This window comes from Neisseria bergeri, assembly GCA_003044455.1.
Taxonomy (GTDB): domain Bacteria; phylum Pseudomonadota; class Gammaproteobacteria; order Burkholderiales; family Neisseriaceae; genus Neisseria; species Neisseria bergeri.
In genome coordinates, this window is sequence record POWY01000013.1 from 1 (window position 1) to 22,596 (window position 22,596).

22 protein-coding genes and 1 tRNA gene are annotated in these 22,596 nt (G+C 53.0%); 18 read left to right on the forward strand and 5 right to left on the reverse strand.

The features are described from left to right. Window positions 1–291, reverse strand: a 291-nt coding sequence (locus DBY86_RS10550; RefSeq protein WP_199901096.1) for a transposase, incomplete at its 3' end; no start/stop codon positions are given. 14 nt (window positions 292–305) lie between these two features. Between DBY86_RS10550 and DBY86_RS10555 the strand changes: the two genes are divergently transcribed. Together DBY86_RS10555 and rnhB are read left to right on the forward strand one after the other, a co-directional pair. Then, window positions 306–1,790 (forward strand): KAP family NTPase, encoded by a 1,485-nt coding sequence (locus DBY86_RS10555; RefSeq protein ID WP_107819939.1) that lies wholly within the window; start codon window positions 306–308, stop codon window positions 1,788–1,790. A gap of 61 nt (window positions 1,791–1,851) precedes the next feature. Beyond that, entirely contained in the window at window positions 1,852–2,436 is a 585-nt protein-coding gene (rnhB, locus tag DBY86_RS10560; RefSeq protein ID WP_107819940.1) for a ribonuclease HII, read from the forward strand. Window positions 2,437–3,261: 825 nt separating this feature from the next. On the opposite strand, the gene DBY86_RS10570 is transcribed toward rnhB, so the two are convergent. The 4 genes from DBY86_RS10570 to DBY86_RS10585 all read right to left on the reverse strand — a co-directional run bounded on the left by DBY86_RS10570 (window position 3,262) and on the right by DBY86_RS10585 (window position 6,037). Then, window positions 3,262–3,861 (reverse strand): hypothetical protein, encoded by a 600-nt coding sequence (locus tag DBY86_RS10570; protein WP_107819942.1) that lies wholly within the window; start codon window positions 3,859–3,861, stop codon window positions 3,262–3,264. Between the two features lie 100 nt (window positions 3,862–3,961). After that, the gene (locus tag DBY86_RS10575) at window positions 3,962–4,735 is read right to left on the reverse strand and encodes a ParA family protein (protein ID WP_107819943.1); all 774 of its coding nucleotides are present in this window, start codon (window positions 4,733–4,735) and stop codon (window positions 3,962–3,964) included. Window positions 4,736–4,833: 98 nt separating this feature from the next. Further along, complete coding sequence (gene rsmG, locus DBY86_RS10580; RefSeq protein WP_107819944.1) at window positions 4,834–5,457, reverse strand: 16S rRNA (guanine(527)-N(7))-methyltransferase RsmG; 624 nt, start codon at window positions 5,455–5,457, stop codon at window positions 4,834–4,836. Between the two features lie 94 nt (window positions 5,458–5,551). Then, the gene (locus DBY86_RS10585) at window positions 5,552–6,037 is read right to left on the reverse strand and encodes a hypothetical protein (RefSeq protein WP_107819945.1); all 486 of its coding nucleotides are present in this window, start codon (window positions 6,035–6,037) and stop codon (window positions 5,552–5,554) included. Window positions 6,038–6,141: 104 nt separating this feature from the next. Between DBY86_RS10585 and DBY86_RS10590 the strand changes: the two genes are divergently transcribed. From DBY86_RS10590 to DBY86_RS10670, 16 genes are all read left to right on the forward strand, one after another. Then, window positions 6,142–6,217: transfer RNA gene (locus tag DBY86_RS10590), tRNA-Thr, on the forward strand. A gap of 73 nt (window positions 6,218–6,290) precedes the next feature. Next, window positions 6,291–7,418 carry an FUSC family protein gene (locus tag DBY86_RS10595; RefSeq protein WP_107819946.1) on the forward strand — a complete coding sequence of 376 codons (1,128 nt, stop codon included), beginning with the start codon at window positions 6,291–6,293 and terminating at the stop codon, window positions 7,416–7,418. 180 nt (window positions 7,419–7,598) lie between these two features. Continuing rightward, window positions 7,599–8,156, forward strand: coding sequence for a ribosome recycling factor (frr, locus tag DBY86_RS10605; RefSeq protein WP_107819948.1), 558 nt, complete (start codon window positions 7,599–7,601; stop codon window positions 8,154–8,156). 55 nt (window positions 8,157–8,211) lie between these two features. After that, on the forward strand, window positions 8,212–8,958 hold the full coding sequence (locus DBY86_RS10610) for an isoprenyl transferase (RefSeq protein ID WP_107819949.1): 747 nt from the start codon (window positions 8,212–8,214) through the stop codon (window positions 8,956–8,958). A 2-nt stretch (window positions 8,959–8,960) separates the two neighbouring features. Continuing rightward, a complete protein-coding gene (locus tag DBY86_RS10615) occupies window positions 8,961–9,758 on the forward strand; it encodes a phosphatidate cytidylyltransferase (protein WP_107819950.1) in 798 nt (265 codons plus the stop codon). A gap of 4 nt (window positions 9,759–9,762) precedes the next feature. Continuing rightward, entirely contained in the window at window positions 9,763–10,998 is a 1,236-nt protein-coding gene (gene ispC, locus DBY86_RS10620) for a 1-deoxy-D-xylulose-5-phosphate reductoisomerase (protein ID WP_199901097.1), read from the forward strand. A gap of 34 nt (window positions 10,999–11,032) precedes the next feature. Continuing rightward, window positions 11,033–12,373, forward strand: coding sequence for an RIP metalloprotease RseP (rseP, locus tag DBY86_RS10625; RefSeq protein WP_107819952.1), 1,341 nt, complete (start codon window positions 11,033–11,035; stop codon window positions 12,371–12,373). Between the two features lie 54 nt (window positions 12,374–12,427). After that, a complete protein-coding gene (gene bamA, locus DBY86_RS10630; RefSeq protein ID WP_107819953.1) occupies window positions 12,428–14,806 on the forward strand; it encodes an outer membrane protein assembly factor BamA in 2,379 nt (792 codons plus the stop codon). Between the two features lie 65 nt (window positions 14,807–14,871). Continuing rightward, window positions 14,872–15,372, forward strand: coding sequence for an OmpH/Skp family outer membrane protein (locus DBY86_RS10635; protein ID WP_107819954.1), 501 nt, complete (start codon window positions 14,872–14,874; stop codon window positions 15,370–15,372). Between the two features lie 34 nt (window positions 15,373–15,406). Beyond that, window positions 15,407–16,453: a UDP-3-O-(3-hydroxymyristoyl)glucosamine N-acyltransferase gene (gene lpxD / locus DBY86_RS10640; protein ID WP_107819955.1), complete on the forward strand. Its 1,047-nt coding sequence runs from the start codon at window positions 15,407–15,409 to the stop codon at window positions 16,451–16,453. Window positions 16,454–16,486: 33 nt separating this feature from the next. Continuing rightward, the gene (gene fabZ, locus DBY86_RS10645; protein WP_003675936.1) at window positions 16,487–16,936 is read left to right on the forward strand and encodes a 3-hydroxyacyl-ACP dehydratase FabZ; all 450 of its coding nucleotides are present in this window, start codon (window positions 16,487–16,489) and stop codon (window positions 16,934–16,936) included. Window positions 16,937–17,141: 205 nt separating this feature from the next. Continuing rightward, complete coding sequence (locus DBY86_RS10650) at window positions 17,142–17,822, forward strand: Abi family protein (protein ID WP_107819956.1); 681 nt, start codon at window positions 17,142–17,144, stop codon at window positions 17,820–17,822. A 42-nt stretch (window positions 17,823–17,864) separates the two neighbouring features. Next, the gene (gene lpxA / locus DBY86_RS10655) at window positions 17,865–18,641 is read left to right on the forward strand and encodes an acyl-ACP--UDP-N-acetylglucosamine O-acyltransferase (protein ID WP_107819957.1); all 777 of its coding nucleotides are present in this window, start codon (window positions 17,865–17,867) and stop codon (window positions 18,639–18,641) included. Between the two features lie 92 nt (window positions 18,642–18,733). Next, on the forward strand, window positions 18,734–21,571 hold the full coding sequence (locus tag DBY86_RS10660) for a valine--tRNA ligase (RefSeq protein WP_107819958.1): 2,838 nt from the start codon (window positions 18,734–18,736) through the stop codon (window positions 21,569–21,571). A gap of 74 nt (window positions 21,572–21,645) precedes the next feature. Continuing rightward, window positions 21,646–21,873, forward strand: coding sequence for an enterochelin ABC transporter (locus DBY86_RS10665; protein ID WP_096108450.1), 228 nt, complete (start codon window positions 21,646–21,648; stop codon window positions 21,871–21,873). A gap of 204 nt (window positions 21,874–22,077) precedes the next feature. After that, window positions 22,078–22,542 carry a hypothetical protein gene (locus DBY86_RS10670; protein WP_107819959.1) on the forward strand — a complete coding sequence of 155 codons (465 nt, stop codon included), beginning with the start codon at window positions 22,078–22,080 and terminating at the stop codon, window positions 22,540–22,542. Window positions 22,543–22,596 lie beyond the last annotated feature (54 nt).

The window sequence follows — 22,596 nt, forward strand, 5'->3', positions numbered from 1 at the left end:
GCCCAGTTCGTCAAAACGGCAAAATAGGTTGAAATCGGTGCGGGTGATGAGGCTGTGTTCGAGTTCGGGATCGGAGAGGCTGTGCCATTGTCCGAGCAGGACGGCTTTGAACATGGACAACAGGGGACAGGCGGGACGACCGCGGTGGTCTCGGAGGTAACGGGTTTTTTGACGGTTCAGGTACTGCTCGATCGGCTGCCAATCAATCACCTGGTCCAACTTCAATAGCGGGAAACGGTCGATGTGTTTGGCAATCATGGCTTGGGCGGTTTGCTGGAAGAAGGTGCTCATGAGAAATCTCCTAAATGTCTTGGTGGGAATTTAGGGGATTTTGGGGAATTTTGCAAAGGTCTCAAGCTTTAGAAAAAACTTTTGCTACACATGATGAATTTAACCGTAAGCCGATAGCCGAAAACATCATCAAGTTGCTGACATCGCCCATCGACCTTTCTCCTATGGTCATCGATGGCGGATGGGGAACGGGCAAAACCGAATTTTGCCAAAAGCTGATTCGGCTCATGAAGCAGCAACAACTCAATTATCAGCCTGTCTATATCGATGCCTTCCGCTCTGACCACAGCGGAGAGCCTTTACTGGCATTGCTTGCTGAAATCATTAAATCCTGTACACCTGAAGATACCGACGAGCAGCCGTCCGAACAACGCAAAAATATTACAAGGAAAGTCGCGAAAGCCGCAGGATTTGTGATGAAAACCGTTGCTAAAGCAGCGGTTGGTCATGTTTTAAAGCAAAATACAGATGATTTGGCAGAAGGATTACAACAGATAATAAATGACGGCCAAGATGCAGACAGTTTGGCCGAAACCGTAACCAATGCTGCTGCCACAATCGCCAGCCACACTATTGATGCAACCGTCGAAGCATTGTTAAAAGAGCAGATCGAATCAGAAAAAAATCTGGAAACGCTCAAGGACTGCCTGAAAGAATTGGCAGCAGACAAACCTATTATTCTGTTTATCGACGAACTTGACCGTTGCCGCCCTGATTACGCCGTCGATATGCTGGAAATCATCAAACATGTCTTTGATGTCGAAAACGTCAAAGTCGTGCTGGTAACGAACACCAAGCAACTGCGCGCGGCGATTAATCATCGGTATGGGGTGGAAGTGGATGCGCACAAATATTTGGATAAGTTTTTGAAGTACAGCTTTGCCTTGCCTGACAAGATTGTGGCTCCGTTTGAGATGGTACAGGCTTTAGTTTCAGTTGAATATTTCAAACAATTGATACGGGATGGCAATTTAAAAGGTTTAATTGGACAAGAGATAACCATAAATCTCATCAGTGATTTGATAGAACGGAACGATTTATCGCTTAGAGAAACAGAACGATTAGTCCGATTTTTAGAGATATATCATTCTTTAAGTCAAAAACTAAGCAGTACTACTAGGTGGCAATATGCTGTGCTACGCGTTACAGGTGTATTTATCTTCTGCTTCTATCCAGAATTAATGGATGGTTTTAATAAACATCGCGTTGATACCAAAGATCTTGCTCGATTGTTTAATCTTCAGTCTTTACCTAGCGTCCCATTAAATAGTTATCATATTAATTTTACAGATGTTATTGCTGTAATGCTGATTATGTATGGTAATATTAAAGATACAAGTTTTACATTTGTAACACCTCAACATAAAGAATATTGGGACAAACATATAAATGAAACTTTTCTTGAAAATCCATGTATTTTCCCTCTAGGAATGGCTGGAATTTTATCTATCCTGAGAGAAACCTTCCAAGTCCTCAGCCTTGAGCAAACTCCCCAATAAATGCAAAGGCCGTCTGAAACCCTTTTCAGACGGCATTCCCACCATCCCGACAGGAAACATCATGCACATACTGACCGCCGGCGTGGACGAGGCAGGACGCGGGCCTTTAGTCGGCAGCGTGTTTGCCGCCGCCGTCATCCTTCCGGAAACATTCGACCTGCCCGGACTGACCGACTCCAAAAAACTCAGCGAGAAAAAACGCGACGCGCTTGCCAAAATGATTAAAGAACAGGCGGTTGCGTGGCACGTCGCCGCCGCCTCGCCCGAAGAAATCGCCAGCCTCAACATCCTGCACGCCACCATGCTCGCCATGAAACGCGCCGTTGACGGTTTGGCTGTGCGTCCCGAAAAAATATTCATCGACGGCAACCGCATTCCAGAACATTTAGGTATCCCTGCCGAAGCCGTCGTCAAAGGCGACAGCAAAATCATCGAAATCTCCGCCGCATCCGTTTTGGCAAAGACCGCCCGCGATGCGGAAATGTACGCACTGGCGCAACGCCATCCCCAATACGGTTTTGACAAACACAAAGGTTACGGCACGAAGCAGCATCTGGAAGCCCTCAAACAATACGGCGTGCTGCCCGAACACCGCCGAGACTTCGCCCCCGTCAGAAACCTGATCGCACAGCAGACGCTGTTTTAAACCGGCACAAAAATGCCGTCTGAACTTCAGACGGCATTTCCAGCATCGCAACTTCAAAGAGAAAGAACCCATACCGCCATTCCCGCGCAGGCGGTAATTTATAGTGGATTAACAAAAATCAGGACAAGGCGACGAAGCCGCAGACAGTACAGATAGTACGGAACCGATTCACTTGGTGCTTCAGCACCTTAGAGAATCGTTCTCTTTGAGCTAAGGCGAGGTAACGCCGTACTGGTTTTTGTTAATCCACTATAGTTTTTTGGGTTTCAGTTGTTTTTAAGTTTCGGAAAACTTCCCAACCGTCATTCCCGCGAAAAACAGAAAATCAAAAAAGAACCCTAAAATCCGTCATTCCCGAGCAGACGGGAATCCAATCCGTCCGGTTTCCGTTTTTTTTGAATTTCAGGTAACTTCCAAACCGTCATTCCCGCAAAAGCGGGAATCCAGTTCGTTGAGTTTCAGTTATTTAGAATAAATTTTGAAACTTTAATCCCGTCATTCCCGCGAAAGCGGGAATCCACAACGTAAAATCTAAAGAAACCGTTTTCCCGATAAGTTTCCGTACCGACAGACCTAGATTCCCGCCTGCGCGGGAATGACGATATTTCAGTTTTCTGTTTTTGATTTTTTTTGTTTTTGCGGGAATGACGATATAGTGGATTAACAAAAATCAGGACAAGGCGACGAAGCCGCAGACAGTACAGATAGTACGGAACCGATTCACTTGGTGCTTCAGCACCTTAGAGAATCGTTCTCTTTGAGCTGAGGCGAGGCAACGCCGTACCGGTTTTTGTTAATCCACTATAAAAATTACTCAATTAAGTACTAATCCTGCAGGGTTGTTAGTATTTTTTTATATCTATCTTTTAGATATTCACTTTTTGTTTCACTATATTTCAAACTGAAGTATTGAATCAATTCTGACTTATACATCATAGGTACAAAGTAAATGTATTCTTCGACCAAGTTAGTAAAGTATTCCGCAGAAGTCTTTTTAGGAGAGAGTTTAGGTATACTCATAAAATAGGCCCATTTATTCGGGAATTCCTCAAACATTTTCATCTTAGGGAGATGAAATGCTACAAAAAGAGCTACTCCCTTTCTTTGAATATTCGCTAACATAAGGCGATATATTTCCTCACTCTCAGGAAGCTTATACCTCCACATCATCATTCCAAGAGCAGATACTATACAGCGATTGATTTTACTGTTTTCCGCATACTTATTTGCTATTTGCACCAAAACACCCCCAAATTGAACATCTCTAAAAAGCTCCGTATAATAAGAAGACATTTCTTGCCTAGGCTGTTTCTCAAAATCAACAAGAAGCTTTTCGATCTCTTCGCTTGTTTGAATTTCCCAATTCTCAATATGATGCTTCAGTTCGATTATTTTATTAACTCGAAGCTTAGTTTTGCTGTTCATATTTCTAGAAATAACGATATAAGTATTTTTATTTTAATCCGCCATATTAACGCACCCGGCCAAACAGCATAAAGGCACGTGCAGCCCGATTTGGATTGACCTATTTCCCCGACACCCTCGCCGCCAGCTCGTCCGCCAAGGCAAGATACGCCTTGGTACCCTTTGCCTGCGCGTCGTAAGCCATCACCGGCATACCGTGGCTCGGCGCTTCCGCAAGGCGGATATTGCGCGGGATGACGGTTTCAAACAGCAAATCCCCGAAATGGCTGCGCAACTGTTCGCTGACTTCGGCAACCAGCCTGCTGCGGCTGTCGTACATCGTGCGCACGATGCCCGTGATGTCCAAATCGGGATTGATTGCCTGACGGATTTTTCGGACGGTTGCAATCAGGTCGGAAATCCCTTCCAGCGCGTAATATTCGCACAACATTGGCACAATCACGCCGCCCGCCGCCACCAAGCCGTTAAGTGTCAACAGCGTCAGCGAAGGCGGACAGTCGATCAGGATAAAGTCGTAATCTTCCGCCACTGCCTTGAGCGCGTTTTTCAAACGTACTTCCCGGGCGATTTCCTGCACCAGCTCGATTTCCGCACCGGCAAGCGCGCGGTTCGCGCCCAACACAGCGTATCCGCCCTCTTTGCTGCGTACCGCCGCCGATTTCACGTCCGCATCGCCCAATAAGACCTGATAAACGCCGGACTGCAAACTCGCCTTGTCGATACCGCTGCCCGTCGTCGCATTGCCCTGCGGATCCAAATCGACCACCAGCACGCGTTTGCCGCGCGATGCCAGCGAAGCCGCCAAATTTACCGTCGTCGTCGTTTTGCCCACACCGCCCTTCTGATTGGCGATGGCAAGGATGTTCGCACTCATGTCCCGCCCGTGTCCCGTCTGATGTTGAAAAAAGAAAAACAGTGCGGAATTTTACCTTTATCCGCACAAAAAAGGTATTCATGCCGTCTGAAGCGCGCTCAACGCTTGCTCAGGATGACGATATGGCGTTCCGCATCCAAGCCCGGCACATCGAGCCTTTGGACTTTTTCGACGCACACATCCTGCGGCAGGCGGCCGATTTCTTCCTGCGGATATACGCCCTTCATCGCCGCCCAGTATCCGCCGTCTTTCAACAGATGCCCCGTCCAAGACACAAAATCCGCCAGTTCTGCAAACGCACGGCTGGTAATCACGTCGGCACGTACGTCCAAAACCGCCTCCACGCGTCCGGATACCACGCGCACATTGTCCAATCCCAACTCGATAACCGCCTGCCGCAAAAAAGCCGTTTTCTTCGTATTCGCATCCAACAGCGTAATCTGCAAATCGGGACGGCACACCGCCGCCGGAATGCCGGGCTGGCCGCCGCCCGAACCGACATCCAGCATCGTCTGTGCGCCTTCGATATGGGGCAGCAGCGTCAGGCTGTCCAAAAGATGATGGACAACCATTTTTTCCTCGTCGCGCAGGGCGGTCAGATTGTAGGTTTTGTTCCACTTTTTCAACAAATCCACATAGGCCAAAAGCCTGTCCTGCGCCGTTTCCGAAATATCCAGCCCCATCGCGGCAATGCCTGCACGCAGGCGTTCTTTACGTTCCATATATGCTTCCTGTCCATATTCAGGCGTAATGTTAGCGGAAAAACATACCGTCTGAAACCGCGTATCGGGTTTCAGACGGCATTCCCGTTCCAACCTATTTTTTCCTGTGAAACACCACCGGCTGCACCGGCGCGCGCGTCAGGCGTTTGGGCAGCGTCAGCATAGACACCAGCCACACGGCAAACGCATATTCCGACACCGCCTCCCCGCGCAGCCCGCCCAAAGCGGCACTGCCCAACAACAGCTCGAGAATCCAAGCCACCGCCGCCGCCGCGCAAGCCGCCACGCCCGACAGAAACAGCGCGTAACGCGAATGCCGCCGCATCATCTTTTTGTACGCCAGCTTCGTCAGACCCGCTGATACAACCACATTCAAAAACGCAAACACGCCATACACAAACCACACCACGCCGTCCCAACCGCCACGCCAACCGAATCCGCCGTCCGACACCGACACCGTCAGCCCCGCCCGTCCGAACGCAAGCGCAAAGGCATCATGCACCGCCAACGCAAACGGCAGCGTCAAAAACACCAGCCCCGCAAACAGAGCCGTATAGGGATATTTCTCGTTCACATACATCGCCGACCCTCCTCACGAAGCAAACCGCATTATACCGTGCAAAACCCGTGCAGCCGCCCGAAAAGTTGCACAAACAACCGTTCATATATATCATAACGAAAAAAGCCGGTGTAGCTCAGTCGGTAGAGCAGCGCATTCGTAACGCGAAGGTCGGGGGTTCGATTCCCTTCTCCGGCACCAATACCAAGCACAGACCCTCCCTTCCCTGGGAAGCCTGTGCTTTTTCACATTTCCGCTTCAGACGGCATCCGATATGAACTCCTCGCAACGCAACCGCCTCGTCAGCCGCTGGCTCAATTCCTACGAACGCTACCGCCACCGCCGCCTCATACACGCCGTGCGGCTCGGCGGAGCCGTCCTGTTCGCCACCGCACTCGCCCGGCTGCTCCACCTCCAACACGGCGAATGGATAGGCATGACCGTCTTCGTCGTCCTCGGCATGCTCCAGTTTCAAGGGGCGATTTACTCCAAGGCGGTGGAACGTATGCTCGGCACGGTCATCGGACTGGGCGCGGGTTTGGGCGTTTTATGGCTGAACCAGCATTATTTCCACGACAACCTCCTCTTCTACCTCACCGTCGGCACGGCAAGCGCACTGGCCGGCTGGGCGGCGGTCGGCAAAAACGGTTACGTCCCTATGCTGGCGGGACTGACGATGTGCATGCTCATCGGCGACAACGGCAGCGAATGGCTCGACAGCGGCCTGATGCGCGCCATGAACGTCCTCATCGGCGCAGCCATCGCCATCGCCGCCGCCAAACTGCTGCCGCTGAAATCCACACTGATGTGGCGTTTCATGCTTGCCGACAACCTGACCGACTGCAGCAAAATGATTGCCGAAATCAGCAACGGCAGGCGCATGACCCGCGAACGCCTCGAGGAGAACATGGCGAAAATGCGCCAAATCAACGCGCGCATGGTCAAAAGCCGCAGCCACCTCGCCGCCACATCGGGCGAAAGCCGCATCAGCCCCGCCATGATGGAAGCCATGCAGCACGCCCACCGTAAAATCGTCAACACCACCGAGCTGCTCCTGACCACCGCCGCCAAGCTGCAATCTCCCAAACTCAACGGCAGCGAAATCCGGCTGCTCGACCGCCATTTCATCCAACTCCAAACCGACCTGCAACAAACCGTCGCCCTTATCAACGGCAGACACGCCCGCCGCATCCGCATCGACACCGCCATCAACCCCGAACTGGAAGCCCTCGCCGAACACCTCCACTACCAATGGCAGGGCTTCCTCTGGCTCAGCACCAATATGCGTCAGGAAATTTCCGCCCTCGTCATCCTGCTGCAACGCACCCGCCGCAAATGGCTGGATGCCCACGAACGCCAACACCTGCGCCAAAGCCTGCTTGAAACACGGGAACACGGCTGACGGCCGGACACGATGCCGTCTGAAACACCTGCCGCTTCAGACGGCATCCCCAATCCGCCTGCCTTGTCGTCATGCCCGAATAACGGTACTATTCGCAGTTAACAGTTTTCATGCCGTCTGAAAGGTTTGAAGCGCGTTTCAGACGGCTGCCCGCTTACCTTATCTTACCGAAAGAACAATATGATCAACGATATTCAAAAAACAGCCGAAGGCAAGATGCAGCGTTCGGTCGAAGTACTGAAAGAAAATCTGGCGAAAGTGCGTACCGGCCGCGCGCATACCGGCCTGCTCGACCAAGTGGAAGTCGAATACTGGGGCAGCATGGTCCCCGTCAGCCAAGTTGCCAACGTAACACTTCTGGACGCGCGCACCATCGGCGTGAAACCGTTTGAGGGCAATATGGCGGCCAAAGTCGAGAAAGCCATCCGCGATTCAAACTTGGGACTGAACCCGGCATCCGTCGGCGACCTGATCCGCGTACCGATGCCCATGCTGACCGAGGAACGCCGCAAAGACCTGATTAAAGTCGTACGCGGCGAAGCGGAAGAAGGCCGCGTCTCTATCCGCAACGTGCGCCGCGATGCCAACGACCACATCAAAAAACTCCTCAAAGACAAAGAAATTTCCGAAGACGAGGCACGTCGCGGCGAAGAAGCGGTTCAAAAACTGACCGACAAATACATTGCCGAAGCCGACAAACTCCTGACTGCCAAAGAAGAAGATTTGATGGCAATTTAACCTGCACGGTTCGGCGTTCAGACGGCATTTGAATGCCGAACCGCGAAAGGCAGACATGAAAAGCAGCACGCAGGCCGTTTTAGAACACACCGCCATCCCGAGGCACATCGCCGTGATTATGGACGGCAACGGCCGTTGGGCGAAAAAACGTTTCCTCCCGCGCATAATGGGACACAAACGCGGTTTGGACGCATTGGAAAATATGGTGAAGCATTGCGCCAAACTGGGTGTGCAATATCTGACCGTGTTTGCCTTTTCAACCGAAAACTGGCGCCGCCCCGAAGACGAAGTTTCGTTCCTGATGGGGCTGTTTTTACAGGCTTTGCAAAAACAGGTACGCCGTCTGCACGAAAACAATATGCGCCTGAAAATACTGGGCAGCCGCGAACGCTTTAATCGGCAGATTCTGCAAGGCATCGAAGAGGCGGAAGCCTTGACGGCAAACAATACCGGCCTGACCCTGAGCATTGCCGCCGATTACGGCGGACGTTGGGACATTTTGCAGGCGGCAAACAAACTGATTGCCGAAGGCGTATCCGAGATTACGGAAGACACGCTGGCGAAATACCTGATGCTGGGAGACGCGCCCGAGCCGGATTTGTTCATCCGCACGGGCGGAGAAACGCGCATCAGCAATTTCCTGCTCTGGCAGATGGCGTATGCCGAACTGTATTTTACCGACATCCTGTGGCCCGATTTCGACGGCAAGGCTTTGGACGATGCCGTCGCTTCGTTCCAAAAACGCGAACGGCGGTTCGGACGCACCTCCGAGCAACTGCCTATCGAACAGCAAAGGAACTGAATATGCTGAAACAACGGGTAATGACCGCCATGTGGCTGCTGCCGCTGATGCTGGGTATGCTGTTTTACGCGCCGCAATGGTTGTGGGCGGCATTTTGCGGACTGATTGCCCTGATTGCCTTGTGGGAATATGCCCGTATGGGCGGTTTGTGCAAAACCGAAACCAACCATTACCTCGCCGCAACCTTGGTTTTCGGCGTGGTTGCCTATGCGGGCGGCTGGATGCTGCCTAATTTGGTTTGGTATGTTGTTTTGGCATTTTGGCTCGCCATCATGCCTTTATGGTTGAGATTCAAATGGAGGCTCAACGGCGGTTGGCAGGTTTATGCCGTCGGTTGGCTTCTGGTCATGCCGTTTTGGTTCGCGCTCGTATCCCTGCGCCCGCATCCCGATGACGCCCTGCCGCTGCTCGCCGTCATGGGTCTGGTCTGGGTTGCCGACGTTTGCGCGTATTTCAGCGGCAAGGCGTTCGGTAAACACAAAATCGCACCGGCAATCAGCCCCGGCAAAAGCTGGGAAGGCGCAATCGGCGGTGCGGTTTGCGTGGCCGTGTACATGACTGCCGTACGAAGTGCCGGCTGGCTGGCATTCGATACAGGCTGGTTCGATACCGTGTTAATCGGTTTGGTGCTGACCGTTGTCAGCATATGCGGCGACCTTTTGGAAAGCTGGCTCAAGCGCGCGGCAGGCATCAAAGACAGCAGCAACCTACTGCCAGGACACGGTGGCGTGTTCGACCGCACCGACAGCCTGATTGCCGTTATCAGCGTCTATGCGGCGATGATGTCGGTTTTAAATTGATTCTATGCCGTCTGAAAACGCTTCAGACGGCATCCGGTATAAAGTTATCCTCATTATGACACCACAAGTCCTGACCATATTAGGCAGTACCGGCAGCATAGGCGAAAGCACGCTGGACGTTGTCTCCCGCCATCCCGAAAAATTCCGCGTATTCGCGCTGGCAGGGCATAAGCAGATCGAGAAACTGGCGGCTCAATGTCAAACGTTCCGCCCCGAATATGCCGTCGTTGCCGATGCGGAACACGCCGCCCGGCTTGAAGCCCTGTTGAAACGCGACGGCACGGCGACTCAGGTTTTACACGGCGCGCAGGCATTGGTTGACGTTGCGTCTGCCGACGAAGTCGGCGGTGTCATGTGCGCCATCGTCGGGGCGGCGGGGCTGCCTTCCGCGCTCGCAGCGGCGCAAAAAGGCAAAACCATTTATCTGGCGAACAAAGAGACGTTGGTGGTTTCCGGCGCGTTGTTTATGGAAACCGCCCATGCAAACGGCGCGGCAGTGTTGCCCATCGACAGCGAACACAACGCCATTTTCCAAGTTTTGCCGCGCGATTACACAGGCCGTCTGAACGAACACGGCATCCGTTCGATTATCCTGACTGCTTCCGGCGGCCCGTTTTTAACGACCGATTTAGGCACGTTCGACAGCATTACGCCCGCCCAAGCGGTCAAACACCCAAATTGGCGTATGGGGCGCAAAATCTCCGTCGATTCCGCCACCATGATGAACAAAGGTTTGGAGCTGATTGAAGCGCATTGGCTGTTCAACTGTCCGCCTGACAAGCTCGAAGTCGTCATCCATCCGCAGTCCGTGATACACAGCATGGTGCGCTACCGCGACGGCTCCGTGCTGGCGCAACTGGGCAATCCCGATATGCGTACGCCCATCGCTTATTGTTTGGGCCTGCCCGAGCGCATCGATTCGGGTGTCGGCGACCTTAATTTCGACGCATTGTCCGCGCTGACCTTCCAAAAGCCCGACTTCGGCCGCTTCCCCTGCCTGAAGCTCGCCTATGAAGCCATGAACGCAGGCGGAGCCGCGCCCTGCGTATTGAACGCCGCCAACGAAGCCGCCGTCGCCGCCTTTTTGGACGGACAGATTAAGTTTACCGACATTGCCAAAACCGTCGCCCATTGTCTTTCACAAGACTTTTCAGACGGCATAGGCGATATAGGGGGGCTCTTGGCGCAAGATGCCCAGACACGCGCACAAGCGCGGGCATTTATCGGCACACTGCGCTGATGCCGTCCGAACACCGTTATCAAAGGAAAACCATTTGCACACCCTTCTAGCTTTTATCTTCGCCATCCTGATTTTGGTCAGCCTGCACGAATTCGGACACTACGCCGTTGCAAAATTATGCGGCGTAAAAGTGCTGCGTTTTTCCGTCGGCTTCGGCAAACCGTTTTTCACCCGAAAGCGCGGCGACACCGAATGGTGCCTCGCCCCGATTCCGTTGGGCGGCTACGTCAAAATGGTCGACACGCGCGAAGGCGAAGTATCAGAAGCCGATTTACCCTACGCTTTTGACAAACAACACCCCGCCAAGCGCATCGCCATCGTCGCCGCCGGCCCACTGATCAACCTCGCACTGGCGGTTTTGCTGTACGGACTGAGTTTTTCCTTCGGCGTAACCGAACTGCGCCCCTACGTCGGCACAGTCGAACCCGACACCATTGCCGCCCGTGCCGGCTTCCAAAGCGGCGACAAAATACAATCCGTCAACGGCACACCCGTTGCAGATTGGGGCAGCGCACAAACCGAAATCGTCCTCAACCTTGAGGCAGGCAAAGTCGCCGTCGGCGTTCAGACGGCATCGGGCACGCAAACCGTCCGCACCATCGATGCCGCAGGCACGCCGGAAGCCGGTAAAATCGCAAAAAACCAAGGCTACATCGGACTGATGCCCTTTAAAATCACAACCGTTGCCGGCGGCGTGGAAAAAGGCAGCCCCGCCGAGAAAGCAGGCCTGAAACCGGGCGACAGGCTGACTGCCGCCGACGGCAAACCCATCGCCTCATGGCAGGAATGGGCAAACCTGACCCGCCAAAGCCCCGGCAAAAAAATCACCCTGACCTACGAACGCGCCGGACAAACCCATACCGCCGACATCCGCCCCGATACTGTCGAACAGCCCGACCATACCCTGATCGGGCGCGTCGGCCTCCGTCCGCAGCCGGACAGGGCGTGGGACGCGCAGATCCGCCGCAGCTACCGTCCGTCTGTTGTCCGCGCATTCGGCATGGGCTGGGAAAAAACCGTTTCCCACTCATGGACAACCCTCAAATTTTTCGGCAAACTGATCAGCGGCAACGCCTCCGTCAGCCATATTTCCGGGCCGCTGACCATTGCCGACATTGCCGGACAGTCCGCCGAACTCGGCTTGCAAAGTTATTTGGAATTTTTAGCGTTGGTCAGCATCAGCCTCGGCGTGCTGAACCTGCTGCCCGTCCCCGTTTTGGACGGCGGGCACCTCGTGTTTTATACTGCCGAATGGATACGCGGCAAACCTTTGGGCGAACGCGTCCAAAACATCGGTTTGCGCTTCGGGCTTGCCCTCATGATGCTGATGATGGCAATCGCTTTTTTCAACGACATTACCCGCCTGCTTGGCTGAATTTCACGTTTCGTTATGCCGTCTGAAAGCATAACGCACCACAAGGAACTTATGATGAAACTGAAACAGATTGCTTCTGCGCTGATGGTCTTGGGCATATCGCCTTTGGCATTTGCCGACTTTACCATCCAAGACATCCGTATCGAAGGCTTGCAGCGTACCGAACCGAGTACCGTATTCAACTACCTGCCCGTAAAAATCGGCGATGCCTACAACGACGGCCGCGGCGGAGAAATCATCAAAAGCCTGTACGCGACCGGGTTCTTCGACGACGTACGCGTTGAATCCGCGGACGGACAGCTCCTGCTGACCGTCATCGAACGTCCCACCATCGGCTCGCTCAACATCACCGGCGCAAAAATGTTGCAAAACGACGCCATTAAGAAAAACCTCGAATCGTTCGGGCTGGCACAGTCGCAATACTTCAACCAGGCGACACTCAACCAGGCAGTCGCCGGACTGAAAGAAGAATATCTCGGACGCGGCAAACTCAACATTCAAATTACCCCCAAAGTTACCAAACTCTCCCGCAACCGTGTCTCCATAGACATCACGATTGACGAGGGGCAATCCGCCAAAATCACCGACATCGAATTTGAAGGCAACCAAGTCTATTCCGACCGCAAACTGATGCGGCAAATGTCCCTGACCGAAGCCGGCATTTGGACGTGGCTGACCAGAAGCAACCAGTTCAACAGTCAGAAATTTGCCCAAGATATGGAGAAAATAACCGATTTCTACCAAAACAACGGCTATTTCGACTTCCGTATCCTCGATACCGACATCCAAACCAACGAAGACAAAACCAAGCAGACCATCAAAATTACCGTCCACGAAGGCGGACGTTTCCGCTGGGGCAAAGTCTCCATTGAAGGCGATACCAACGAAGTCCCCAAGGCCGAACTGGAAAAACTGCTGACCATGAAACCCGGCAAATGGTACGAACGTCAGCAGATGACCGCCGTTTTGGGTGAGATTCAGAACCGCATGGGCTCGGCAGGCTACGCATACAGCGAAATCAGCGTACAGCCGCTGCCGAACGCCGAAACCAAAACCGTCGATTTCGTCCTGCACATCGAACCGGGCCGGAAAATCTACGTCAACGAAATCCACATCACCGGCAACAACAAAACCCGCGACGAAGTCGTCCGCCGCGAATTGCGCCAAATGGAATCCGCTCCTTACGACACCTCCAAGCTGCAACGTTCCAAAGAGCGCGTCGAGCTGTTGGGCTACTTCGACAACGTACAGTTTGATGCTGTCCCGCTTGCCGGCACGCCCGACAAAGTCGATTTGAACATGAGCCTGACCGAACGCTCCACCGGCTCGCTCGACTTGAGCGCGGGCTGGGTGCAGGATACCGGTTTGGTGATGTCTGCCGGCGTATCGCAGGACAACCTCTTCGGCACGGGCAAATCCGCATCCGTGCGCGCCTCACGAAGCAAAACCACGCTCAACGGCTCGCTGTCGTTTACCGACCCGTACTTCACGGCAGACGGGGTCAGCCTGGGCTACGATATTTACGGAAAAGCCTTCGACCCGCGCAAAGCATCGACCAGTGTCAAACAATATAAAACCACCACCGTCGGCGGCGGCGTAAGGATGGGTATCCCCGTTACCGAATACGACCGCGTGAATTTCGGTCTGGCGGCGGAACACCTGACCGTCAACACCTACAACAAAGCACCCAAACGCTATGCCGACTTTATCAAACAATACGGCAAAACCAACGGCACAGACGGCAGCTTCAAAGGCTGGCTGTACAAAGGTACCGTCGGCTGGGGGCGCAACAAAACCGACAATGCCCTGTGGCCGACGCGCGGCTACCTGACCGGCGTGAATGCCGAAATCGCCCTGCCCGGCAGCAAACTGCAATACTACTCCGCCACCCACAACCAAACCTGGTTCTTCCCCCTGAGCAAAACCTTCACGCTGATGCTCGGCGGCGAAGCCGGCTATGCCAACGGCTACAGCAAAACCAAAGAAATCCCCTTCTTTGAAAACTTCTACGGCGGCGGTCTGGGTTCGGTGCGCGGCTACGAAAGCGGCACGCTCGGCCCGAAAGTGTATGACGAATACGGCGACAAAATCAGCTACGGCGGCAACAAAAAAGCCAACGTTTCCGCCGAGCTGCTCTTCCCGATGCCCGGTGCGAAAGACGCGCGCACCGTCCGCCTGAGCCTGTTTGCCGACGCAGGCAGCGTATGGGACGGCAAAACCTATACCGCCGCCGAAAGCGGCAACAACAAATCGGTTTACCCGGAAAACGCGCACAAATCCACCTTTACCAACGAATTGCGCTATTCCGCCGGCGGCGCGGTTACCTGGCTCTCGCCTTTGGGCCCGATGAAATTCAGCTACGCCTACCCGCTGAAGAAAAAACCGGAAGACGAAATCCAACGCTTCCAATTCCAACTCGGCACGACGTTCTAATCCCGCATATGCCGTCTGAAGCCCTTCAGACGGCATTTCGCGGCAACATCCGAAGGAGTTTTACCATGACCCGTTTGACCCGCGCGTTTGCCGCCGCCCTGATCGGTTTGTGCTGCACCGCAGGCGCGTATGCCGACACCTTCCAAAAAATCGGCTTTATCAACACCGAGCGCATCTACCTCGAATCCAAGCAGGCGCGCGAGATTCAAAAAACGCTGGACGGCGAATTTTCCGCCCGCCAGGACGAATTGCAAAAACTGCAACGCGAAGGTCTGGATTTGGAAAGGCAGCTTGCCGAAGGCAAACTCAAAGACGCAAAAAAGGCGCAAGCCGAACAAAAATGGCGCGAAATGGTCGAAGCGTTCCGCAAAAAACAAGCCCAGTTTGAAGAAGACTACAACCTCCGCCGTAACGAAGAATTTGCCGCACTCCAACAAAATGCCAACCGCGTCATCGTCAAAATCGCCAAACAGGAAGGTTACGATTTCATTTTGCAAGACGTGATTTACGTCAACACCCAATACGATATCACCGACAGCGTTATCAAAGAAATGAACACCTACTAACCCCCTTTCAGACGGCATTCCAAACAGGAAAACCATGAGCCAGACCACCTACACCCTGTCCCAAATCACCGCACAGCTCGGCGGAAAATGGCAAGGGGAAGACATTTCCGTTACCGCCGTGCGCCCGCTCGCAGACGCGCAGGCGGAACACATCAGCTTCCTTGCCAATCCGAAATACAAAGCCGAAGTCCACGACAGCAACGCGGGCGCGGTCATCGTTTCCGCCAAAGCAGCAGACGGATTTGAAGGGCGCAACCTGATTATCGCCGACGACCCCTATCTCTATTTCGCCAAAGTCGCGCGCCTGTTTTCACCCGTCGTCAAAGCGCGCGGCGGCATCCATCCGACCGCCGTCGTCGAACCGAGTGCCACCGTTCCCGCAAGCTGCGAAATCGGCGCGAACGCCTACGTCGGCGCAAACACCGTGCTCGGCGAAGGCTGCCGCATCTTGGCAAACGCCGTCGTCCAACACGATTGCAAACTGGGCGACGAAGTTGTCATGCACCCCAACGCCGTTGTTTATTACGGCTGCACACTGGGCAGACGCGTCGAAATCCACAGCGGCGCAGTCATCGGCGCAGACGGTTTCGGACTCGCTTTTGCCGGCGATTCATGGTTTAAAATCCCGCAAACCGGCGCGGTAACGCTGGGCGACGACGTAGAAATCGGCTCGAACACCAACATCGACCGCGGCGCGATGAGCGACACCACCGTCGGCAACGGCACCAAAATCGACAACCAAGTCCAAATCGGACACAACTGCAAAATCGGTTCGCACACCGTCATCGCCGCCAAAACCGGCATCTCAGGCAGCGTAACCATAGGCAGCTACTGCATCATCGGCGGCGGCGTCGGTACGGTCGGACACATCGAAATCGCCGACAAAACCACCATCGGCGGCGGCACGTCCGTCACCCACAGCATTACCGAAAGCGGCAAACACCTCGCCGGCATCTTCCCGATGTCCACCCATAAAGAATGGGCGCGCAACGCTGTTTACATCCACCGCCTGAGCGAAATGAACAAACGGCTCAAAACACTGGAGCAGCAGCTTTCAGATGCCGGTCAAGACAGCAAATAACCAAACCGACTTTATTCAAGGAATACGACAGACATGGACGTACAACTCCCCATCGAAGCCAAAGACATCCAAAAACTCATCCCCCACCGCTATCCGTTTTTGCAACTCGACCGCATTACCGCCTTCGAGCCGATGAAAACCCTGACCGCGATTAAAAACGTCACCATGAACGAGCCGCAGTTCCAAGGCCATTTCCCCGACCTGCCCGTGATGCCCGGCGTACTTATCATCGAAGCCATGGCGCAAGCCTGCGGCACGTTGGCGATTTTGAGCGAAGGCGGCCGCAAGGAAAACGAATTCTTCTTCTTCGCCGGTATAGACGAAGCCCGTTTCAAACGCCAAGTCATCCCCGGCGACCAACTCGTCTTTGAAGTCGAGCTGCTGACCAGCCGGCGCGGCATCGGCAAATTCAACGCCGTTGCCAAAGTAGACGGGCAAGTCGCCGTCGAAGCCGTGATTATGTGCGCCAAACGCGTGGTTTGAGCGTTCGGAAAAGGTCGTCTGAAAGTTTCAGACGACCTAATAAAAAGAAAACCCACCGGTTTAGGTTTATTCAAACCCAGGGACACGGTGGGGATTAGTTTTATCTAACTATATCAAATATAGTTTGAAACGTCAATTTAAAAATAAAGAATCAGGGGTTAGCGTGAATTATAAGGAATGCTGTAGTATTTTTTCTGATTTCAGAATGGAACGGTATAAAAATGCCGTTGGGGAAGACAAAGCAGCTGAATTGTATTTATTGAATTTATCTTTATCAAGAGAACTTTTTCATGTTGTTTCAATACTTGAGATTGTTTTAAGAAACAAAATTGATATTTGCCTTCAGCAGGCGTTTAAAGACAGAAACTGGTTATATAACAGCATACAGCCACAAACGAATCCTGCATTGAAATATCAAGGTTGCTTTTTAAGAAATGGCACGAAAGAATCTGCTGAATTAATCAAGGTTGCATTATCTAAAATACAAAATAATAGCGGGGGAAAGTTTGACCACAACCAATTGGTTGCAGGACTAGGATTCGGTTTTTGGCGGTATCTGTTTGCAGGAGGGAAAGATGCCCAATTTGATGCTACAGGGAAAGTATTGATGAAAGTTTTTCCAAAAAAGCCTAAATCTACACCAAGTGTGCAATATAACCAAAAATGGATTTTTCGAGAACTTTCCAATATTAACAATTTCCGTAATCGTTTGGCACATCACGAACCGATTTGTTTTAAAGGTGCAATAAAAGATACCAACTACGCTAGAAATATTCACCAATCTATTTTTGAACTGCTTAATTACATGGATGTAGATACTACTTCAGTATTTAGCCATTTTAGCGATCAAGTGATTGCGGTCTGTGATGAAATCGACAAACTGTGATTTTCTATTATTTGTCTTAACAAGCAGCGGAGTATTAAAAACATGACCCTTATCCACCCGACCGCCGTCATCGACCCCAAAGCCGAACTCGACTCCAGCGTCAAAGTCGGCGCGTACACCGTTATCGGCCCCAACGTCCAAATCGGCGCGAATACAGAAATCGGCCCGCACGCCGTCATCAACGGCCACACCAGCATCGGCGAAAACAACCGCATTTTCCAATTTGCCAGCCTCGGCGAAATTCCGCAGGACAAAAAATACCGCGACGAACCGACCAAGCTGATTATCGGCAACGGCAACACCATCCGCGAATTCACCACCTTTAATTTAGGCACGGTAACCGGCATCGGCGAAACACGCGTCGGCGACGGCAACTGGATTATGGCGTACTGCCACCTAGCGCACGACTGCGTCATCGGCAACCACACCATTTTCGCCAACAACGCCTCGCTTGCCGGACACGTTACCATCGGCGACTACGTCGTTTTGGGCGGCTACACGCTGGTTTTCCAATTCTGCCGCATCGGCGACTACGCCATGACCGCCTTCGCCGCAGGCGTACACAAAGACGTGCCGCCCTACTTCATGGCATCGGGCTACCGCGCCGAACCGGCCGGCCTCAACAGCGAAGGCATGCGCCGCAACGGTTTTACCGCAGAACAGATTTCCGCCGTCAAAGACGTATATAAAACCCTCTACCATCGCGGCATTCCGTTTGAAGAGGCCAAGGCGGACATCCTCCGCCTCGCCGAAACCCAAGCCGAGCTTGCCGTATTCCGAGACTTCTTCGCACAATCGACGCGCGGCATCATCCGCTGACCGTACCCTTTTGATGCCGTCTGAAACCTCCAAAAGCGTTTCAGACGGCATTTGCGCTATAATTCAAACCATCTTATTTCTCAGGGCTTCATATGTTAGACAAATACTCCCCCGCCGAAATCGAATCCAAACACTATCAAAACTGGGAAACCCAAGGTTATTTCCAGCCCGATATGGATTTGACGAAACCGTCTTTCTCCATCCAACTGCCGCCGCCCAATGTAACCGGCACGCTGCACATGGGCCATGCCTTCAACCAAACCATCATGGACGGCCTGACCCGCTACTACCGCATGAAAGGCTGCAATACCGCCTGGATTCCCGGCACCGACCACGCGGGCATCGCCACGCAGATTGTGGTCGAGCGTCAGCTTGCCGCGCAAAACGTGTCCCGTCATGACTTGGGGCGCGAAAAATTCTTGGAAAAAGTGTGGGAATGGAAAGAAGTTTCCGGCGGCACGATTACGCAGCAGATGCGCCGCGTGGGCTGTTCCGCAGACTGGACGCGTGAGTATTTCACGATGGACGACGTGCGTGCCGAAACCGTAACCGAAGTGTTCGTGCGCCTGTATGAGCAAGGCTTGATTTACCGCGGCAAACGCTTGGTGAACTGGGATCCGGTTTTGGGTACGGCAGTATCGGATTTGGAAGTGGAAAGCGTGGAAGAACAAGGCTCTATGTGGCACATCCGCTATCCGCTGGCGGACAATCCTGCCGAAGCCGTGATTGTGGCGACTACCCGCCCCGAAACGCTGCTGGGCGACGTTGCCGTTGCCGTCAATCCTGAAGACGAACGTTATACCCATTTGATCGGCAAGGAATTAATCCTGCCGCTGACCGGCCGCACCATTCCCGTGATTGCCGACGAATACGTTGAAAAAGACTTCGGCACAGGCTGCGTGAAAATCACGCCCGCGCACGACTTCAACGACTACGAAGTCGGCAAACGCCACGACACGCGCCTGATTAATGTGTTCGACTTGGAAGCCAAAGTGCTGGCAAACGCCGAAGTGTTCAACTTCAAAGGCGAAGCGCAACCGGGCTTTGCCCTGCCTGAAAAATACGCAGGCTTAGACCGCTTCGCCGCGCGCAAACAAATGGTTGCCGATTTGCAGGAACAAGGCTTGTTGGTCGAAATCAAAGCGCACACGCTGATGACGCCGAAAGGCGACCGTACCGGCTCGGTGATTGAGCCGATGCTGACCAGCCAATGGTTTGTCGCCATGTCCGCCACACCGGACGGCGGCGAACCCGACAGCGAATTCAAAGGCTTAAGCCTCGCCGACAAAGCCAAAAAAGCCGTCGACAGCGGCGCAGTGCGCTTTATCCCTGAAAACTGGGTCAATACCTACAACCAATGGATGAACAACATCCAAGACTGGTGTATCTCACGCCAACTGTGGTGGGGGCATCAAATCCCCGCGTGGTACGACGAAGCAGGCAATGTTTACGTCGCCCGCAATCAGGCGGAAGCCGAAAAACAAGCCGGCAAAACAGGCTTGACCCGCGAAGAAGACGTATTGGATACATGGTTCTCCTCCGCGCTCGTGCCGTTCTCCACGCTCGGCTGGCCGTCTGAAACCGACGAACTTAAAGCCTTCCTGCCATCCAATGTCTTGGTCACCGGCTACGAAATCATCTTCTTCTGGGTGGCGCGCATGATTATGATGACCACCCACTTCACCGGCAAAGTACCGTTTAAAGACGTGTACATCCATGGCATCGTGCGCGACCACGAAGGCAAAAAAATGTCCAAATCCGAAGGCAACGTCATCGACCCTGTCGATTTGATTGACGGTATCGACTTGGAAAAACTGCTGGTGAAACGTACCACCGGCCTGCGCAAACCCGAAACCGCGCCGAAAGTGGAAGAAGCAACCAAAAAACTCTTCCCCGAAGGCATCCCCAGTATGGGCGCGGACGCATTGCGCTTCACTATGGCGAGCTACGCCAGCTTGGGACGCAGCGTAAACTTCGACTTCAAACGCGCCGAAGGCTACCGCAACTTCTGCAACAAAATCTGGAACGCCACCAACTTCGTCTTGATGAACACAGAAAACCAAGACTGCGGCTACGGCGCAACCGCCATCGAACCGCGCGGCTATTCCTTCCCCGATATGTGGATTGTAGGCCGTCTGAATCAGACCATCGAGCAGGTTACGCAAGCCTACGAAACCTACCGCTTTGATTTGGCAGCGGAAACCCTGTACAGCTTCGTATGGAACGACTATTGCGACTGGTATTTGGAACTCGCCAAAGTGCAGCTTCAAACCGGCTGCGCCAGCCGCCAGCGCGCCACACGCCATACCTTATTGCGCGTACTCGAAGCCGCCCTACGCCTGCTGCACCCGATTATTCCGTTCATTACCGAAGAACTGTGGCAAACCGTCGCTCCTATGTGCGACGCGAAAACCGCCGACAGCATTATGCTCGCCCGCTTCCCCGAAGCCGACGGCGGTGAGATTGTTCAGACGGCATTCGGGCAAATGACCGTGTTGCAGGATTTGATTGGCGCAGTCCGCAACCTGCGCGGCGAAATGGGCATCCAGCCTAACGTCAAAGCCCCACTGTTTGTCGAAAGCGCGGACGACTTGGCGGACTACCTCAAATACCTGCCGATGATGACCCGCCTGACCGAAGCACGGCAAGTCGCCGCCCTGCCCGAAAGCGAAGACGCGCCCGTCGCCGTCTGCAACGGCGCGCGCCTGATGTTGAAAGTCGAAATCGACAAAGCTGCCGAAACCGCCCGTTTGAGTAAAGAAGCCGAGAAGCTGCAAAAAGCCTTGGACAAACTCAATGCCAAACTCTCCAAACCCGGCTACACCGAAAAAGCCCCCGCACATCTGGTGGAAAAAGACAAAGCCGATTTGGCGGAATTGGAAGACAAAATGGCGAAAGTGCAAAATCAGTTGGCGAAGTTGAAAGACTGATTTGATTGAATAAACAAGGCCGTCTGAAAACCTGAAACCGGGGTTTTCAGACGGCCTCCTCAAAAGGAAATCAAATGATGGACTTCATCGTGCCTATATTGCTCGTCGTCGCCATCGTCGTACTTCATATTCATACCTGCTTTACCGAAGCCGTCCACCTCAACAAATGGCGGCCGTGGCTGATTATTCTATTGTTGATTCTGACCGGCACTTGGTTTATCTACTTCGTCAGCCGTACCGCACTGATGAAGCTGGGTGTCCAACTGGTGCTGATTGCCGGTCTCGTGATTTACATCTCTTGAACGCCCGCCTGTGGCAGAATACCCGCAAAGGTCGTCTGAAAAATGTTTTTCAGACGGCCTCTTTTAAGAAAGGAAATAGATGTTTCAACACACAGGACGACACATAAAGCGTCGCCCTATGTGTTGCCAAGGGTTACGCCCCTCCCAAATAAAGTCTAATCCTGCCGCCCTAAAGGGCGGGGTTTCAACCGAAAAGGAAATACGATGAAACTCTTTATTCTGCCGGTACTTTTATCCGCAACAACTGCTCTGGCTTCTCCGATTGTCGGTACATGGCATTGCATCGGCACTGATGAAAACATTCACAGTAATGCAAAAGTTGAATATCTTCAGGACGGCAGTTTCCGTGGCGATGCTATACTCAAAATCGATGATGACGGCAATATCTTGGCATACCGTGTTGTCGGATCAGGGAAATGGCGTTTTGAAAACAATGCCTTGACGGAAAGCCAAATCAAATATAGCGAAGTTTCACGACAGCACAGCCCCGAAACGCTGGCATGGTTGGAAGAATCAGAAGACGGCCAATTCTTGGAAAGCATGATGTACACCGGATTGGTCGCGCAGATAAACAAGCCCGGTGAAGATGAAGTGTATCAACTGGATAAATCAGGCAAATTAGTGTCCGAAGACGGAACTTCCCGTGAGGTATGTACGAAAGTGAAGTAAAAAACAACTGTCGGTCGGACAAGTTTGTCTGATTGATGGCTGAAATAACAAATG

Excerpts from the sequence above, each read along its gene's own strand:
- DBY86_RS10555 (WP_107819939.1), top strand. The coding sequence starts at position 306 with ATGTCTTGGTGGGAATTTAGGGGATTTTGGGGAATTTTGCAAAGGTCT.
- rnhB (WP_107819940.1), top strand. The coding sequence starts at position 1,852 with ATGCACATACTGACCGCCGGCGTGGACGAGGCAGGACGCGGGCCTTTA.
- DBY86_RS10570 (WP_107819942.1), bottom strand. The coding sequence starts at position 3,861 with ATGAACAGCAAAACTAAGCTTCGAGTTAATAAAATAATCGAACTGAAG.
- DBY86_RS10575 (WP_107819943.1), bottom strand. The coding sequence starts at position 4,735 with ATGAGTGCGAACATCCTTGCCATCGCCAATCAGAAGGGCGGTGTGGGC.
- rsmG (WP_107819944.1), bottom strand. The coding sequence starts at position 5,457 with ATGGAACGTAAAGAACGCCTGCGTGCAGGCATTGCCGCGATGGGGCTG.
- DBY86_RS10585 (WP_107819945.1), bottom strand. The coding sequence starts at position 6,037 with ATGTATGTGAACGAGAAATATCCCTATACGGCTCTGTTTGCGGGGCTG.
- DBY86_RS10595 (WP_107819946.1), top strand. The coding sequence starts at position 6,291 with ATGAACTCCTCGCAACGCAACCGCCTCGTCAGCCGCTGGCTCAATTCC.
- frr (WP_107819948.1), top strand. The coding sequence starts at position 7,599 with ATGATCAACGATATTCAAAAAACAGCCGAAGGCAAGATGCAGCGTTCG.
- DBY86_RS10610 (WP_107819949.1), top strand. The coding sequence starts at position 8,212 with ATGAAAAGCAGCACGCAGGCCGTTTTAGAACACACCGCCATCCCGAGG.
- DBY86_RS10615 (WP_107819950.1), top strand. The coding sequence starts at position 8,961 with ATGCTGAAACAACGGGTAATGACCGCCATGTGGCTGCTGCCGCTGATG.
- ispC (WP_199901097.1), top strand. The coding sequence starts at position 9,763 with ATGCCGTCTGAAAACGCTTCAGACGGCATCCGGTATAAAGTTATCCTC.
- bamA (WP_107819953.1), top strand. The coding sequence starts at position 12,428 with ATGAAACTGAAACAGATTGCTTCTGCGCTGATGGTCTTGGGCATATCG.
- DBY86_RS10635 (WP_107819954.1), top strand. The coding sequence starts at position 14,872 with ATGACCCGTTTGACCCGCGCGTTTGCCGCCGCCCTGATCGGTTTGTGC.
- lpxD (WP_107819955.1), top strand. The coding sequence starts at position 15,407 with ATGAGCCAGACCACCTACACCCTGTCCCAAATCACCGCACAGCTCGGC.
- fabZ (WP_003675936.1), top strand. The coding sequence starts at position 16,487 with ATGGACGTACAACTCCCCATCGAAGCCAAAGACATCCAAAAACTCATC.
- DBY86_RS10650 (WP_107819956.1), top strand. The coding sequence starts at position 17,142 with ATGGAACGGTATAAAAATGCCGTTGGGGAAGACAAAGCAGCTGAATTG.
- lpxA (WP_107819957.1), top strand. The coding sequence starts at position 17,865 with ATGACCCTTATCCACCCGACCGCCGTCATCGACCCCAAAGCCGAACTC.
- DBY86_RS10660 (WP_107819958.1), top strand. The coding sequence starts at position 18,734 with ATGTTAGACAAATACTCCCCCGCCGAAATCGAATCCAAACACTATCAA.
- DBY86_RS10665 (WP_096108450.1), top strand. The coding sequence starts at position 21,646 with ATGATGGACTTCATCGTGCCTATATTGCTCGTCGTCGCCATCGTCGTA.
- DBY86_RS10670 (WP_107819959.1), top strand. The coding sequence starts at position 22,078 with ATGAAACTCTTTATTCTGCCGGTACTTTTATCCGCAACAACTGCTCTG.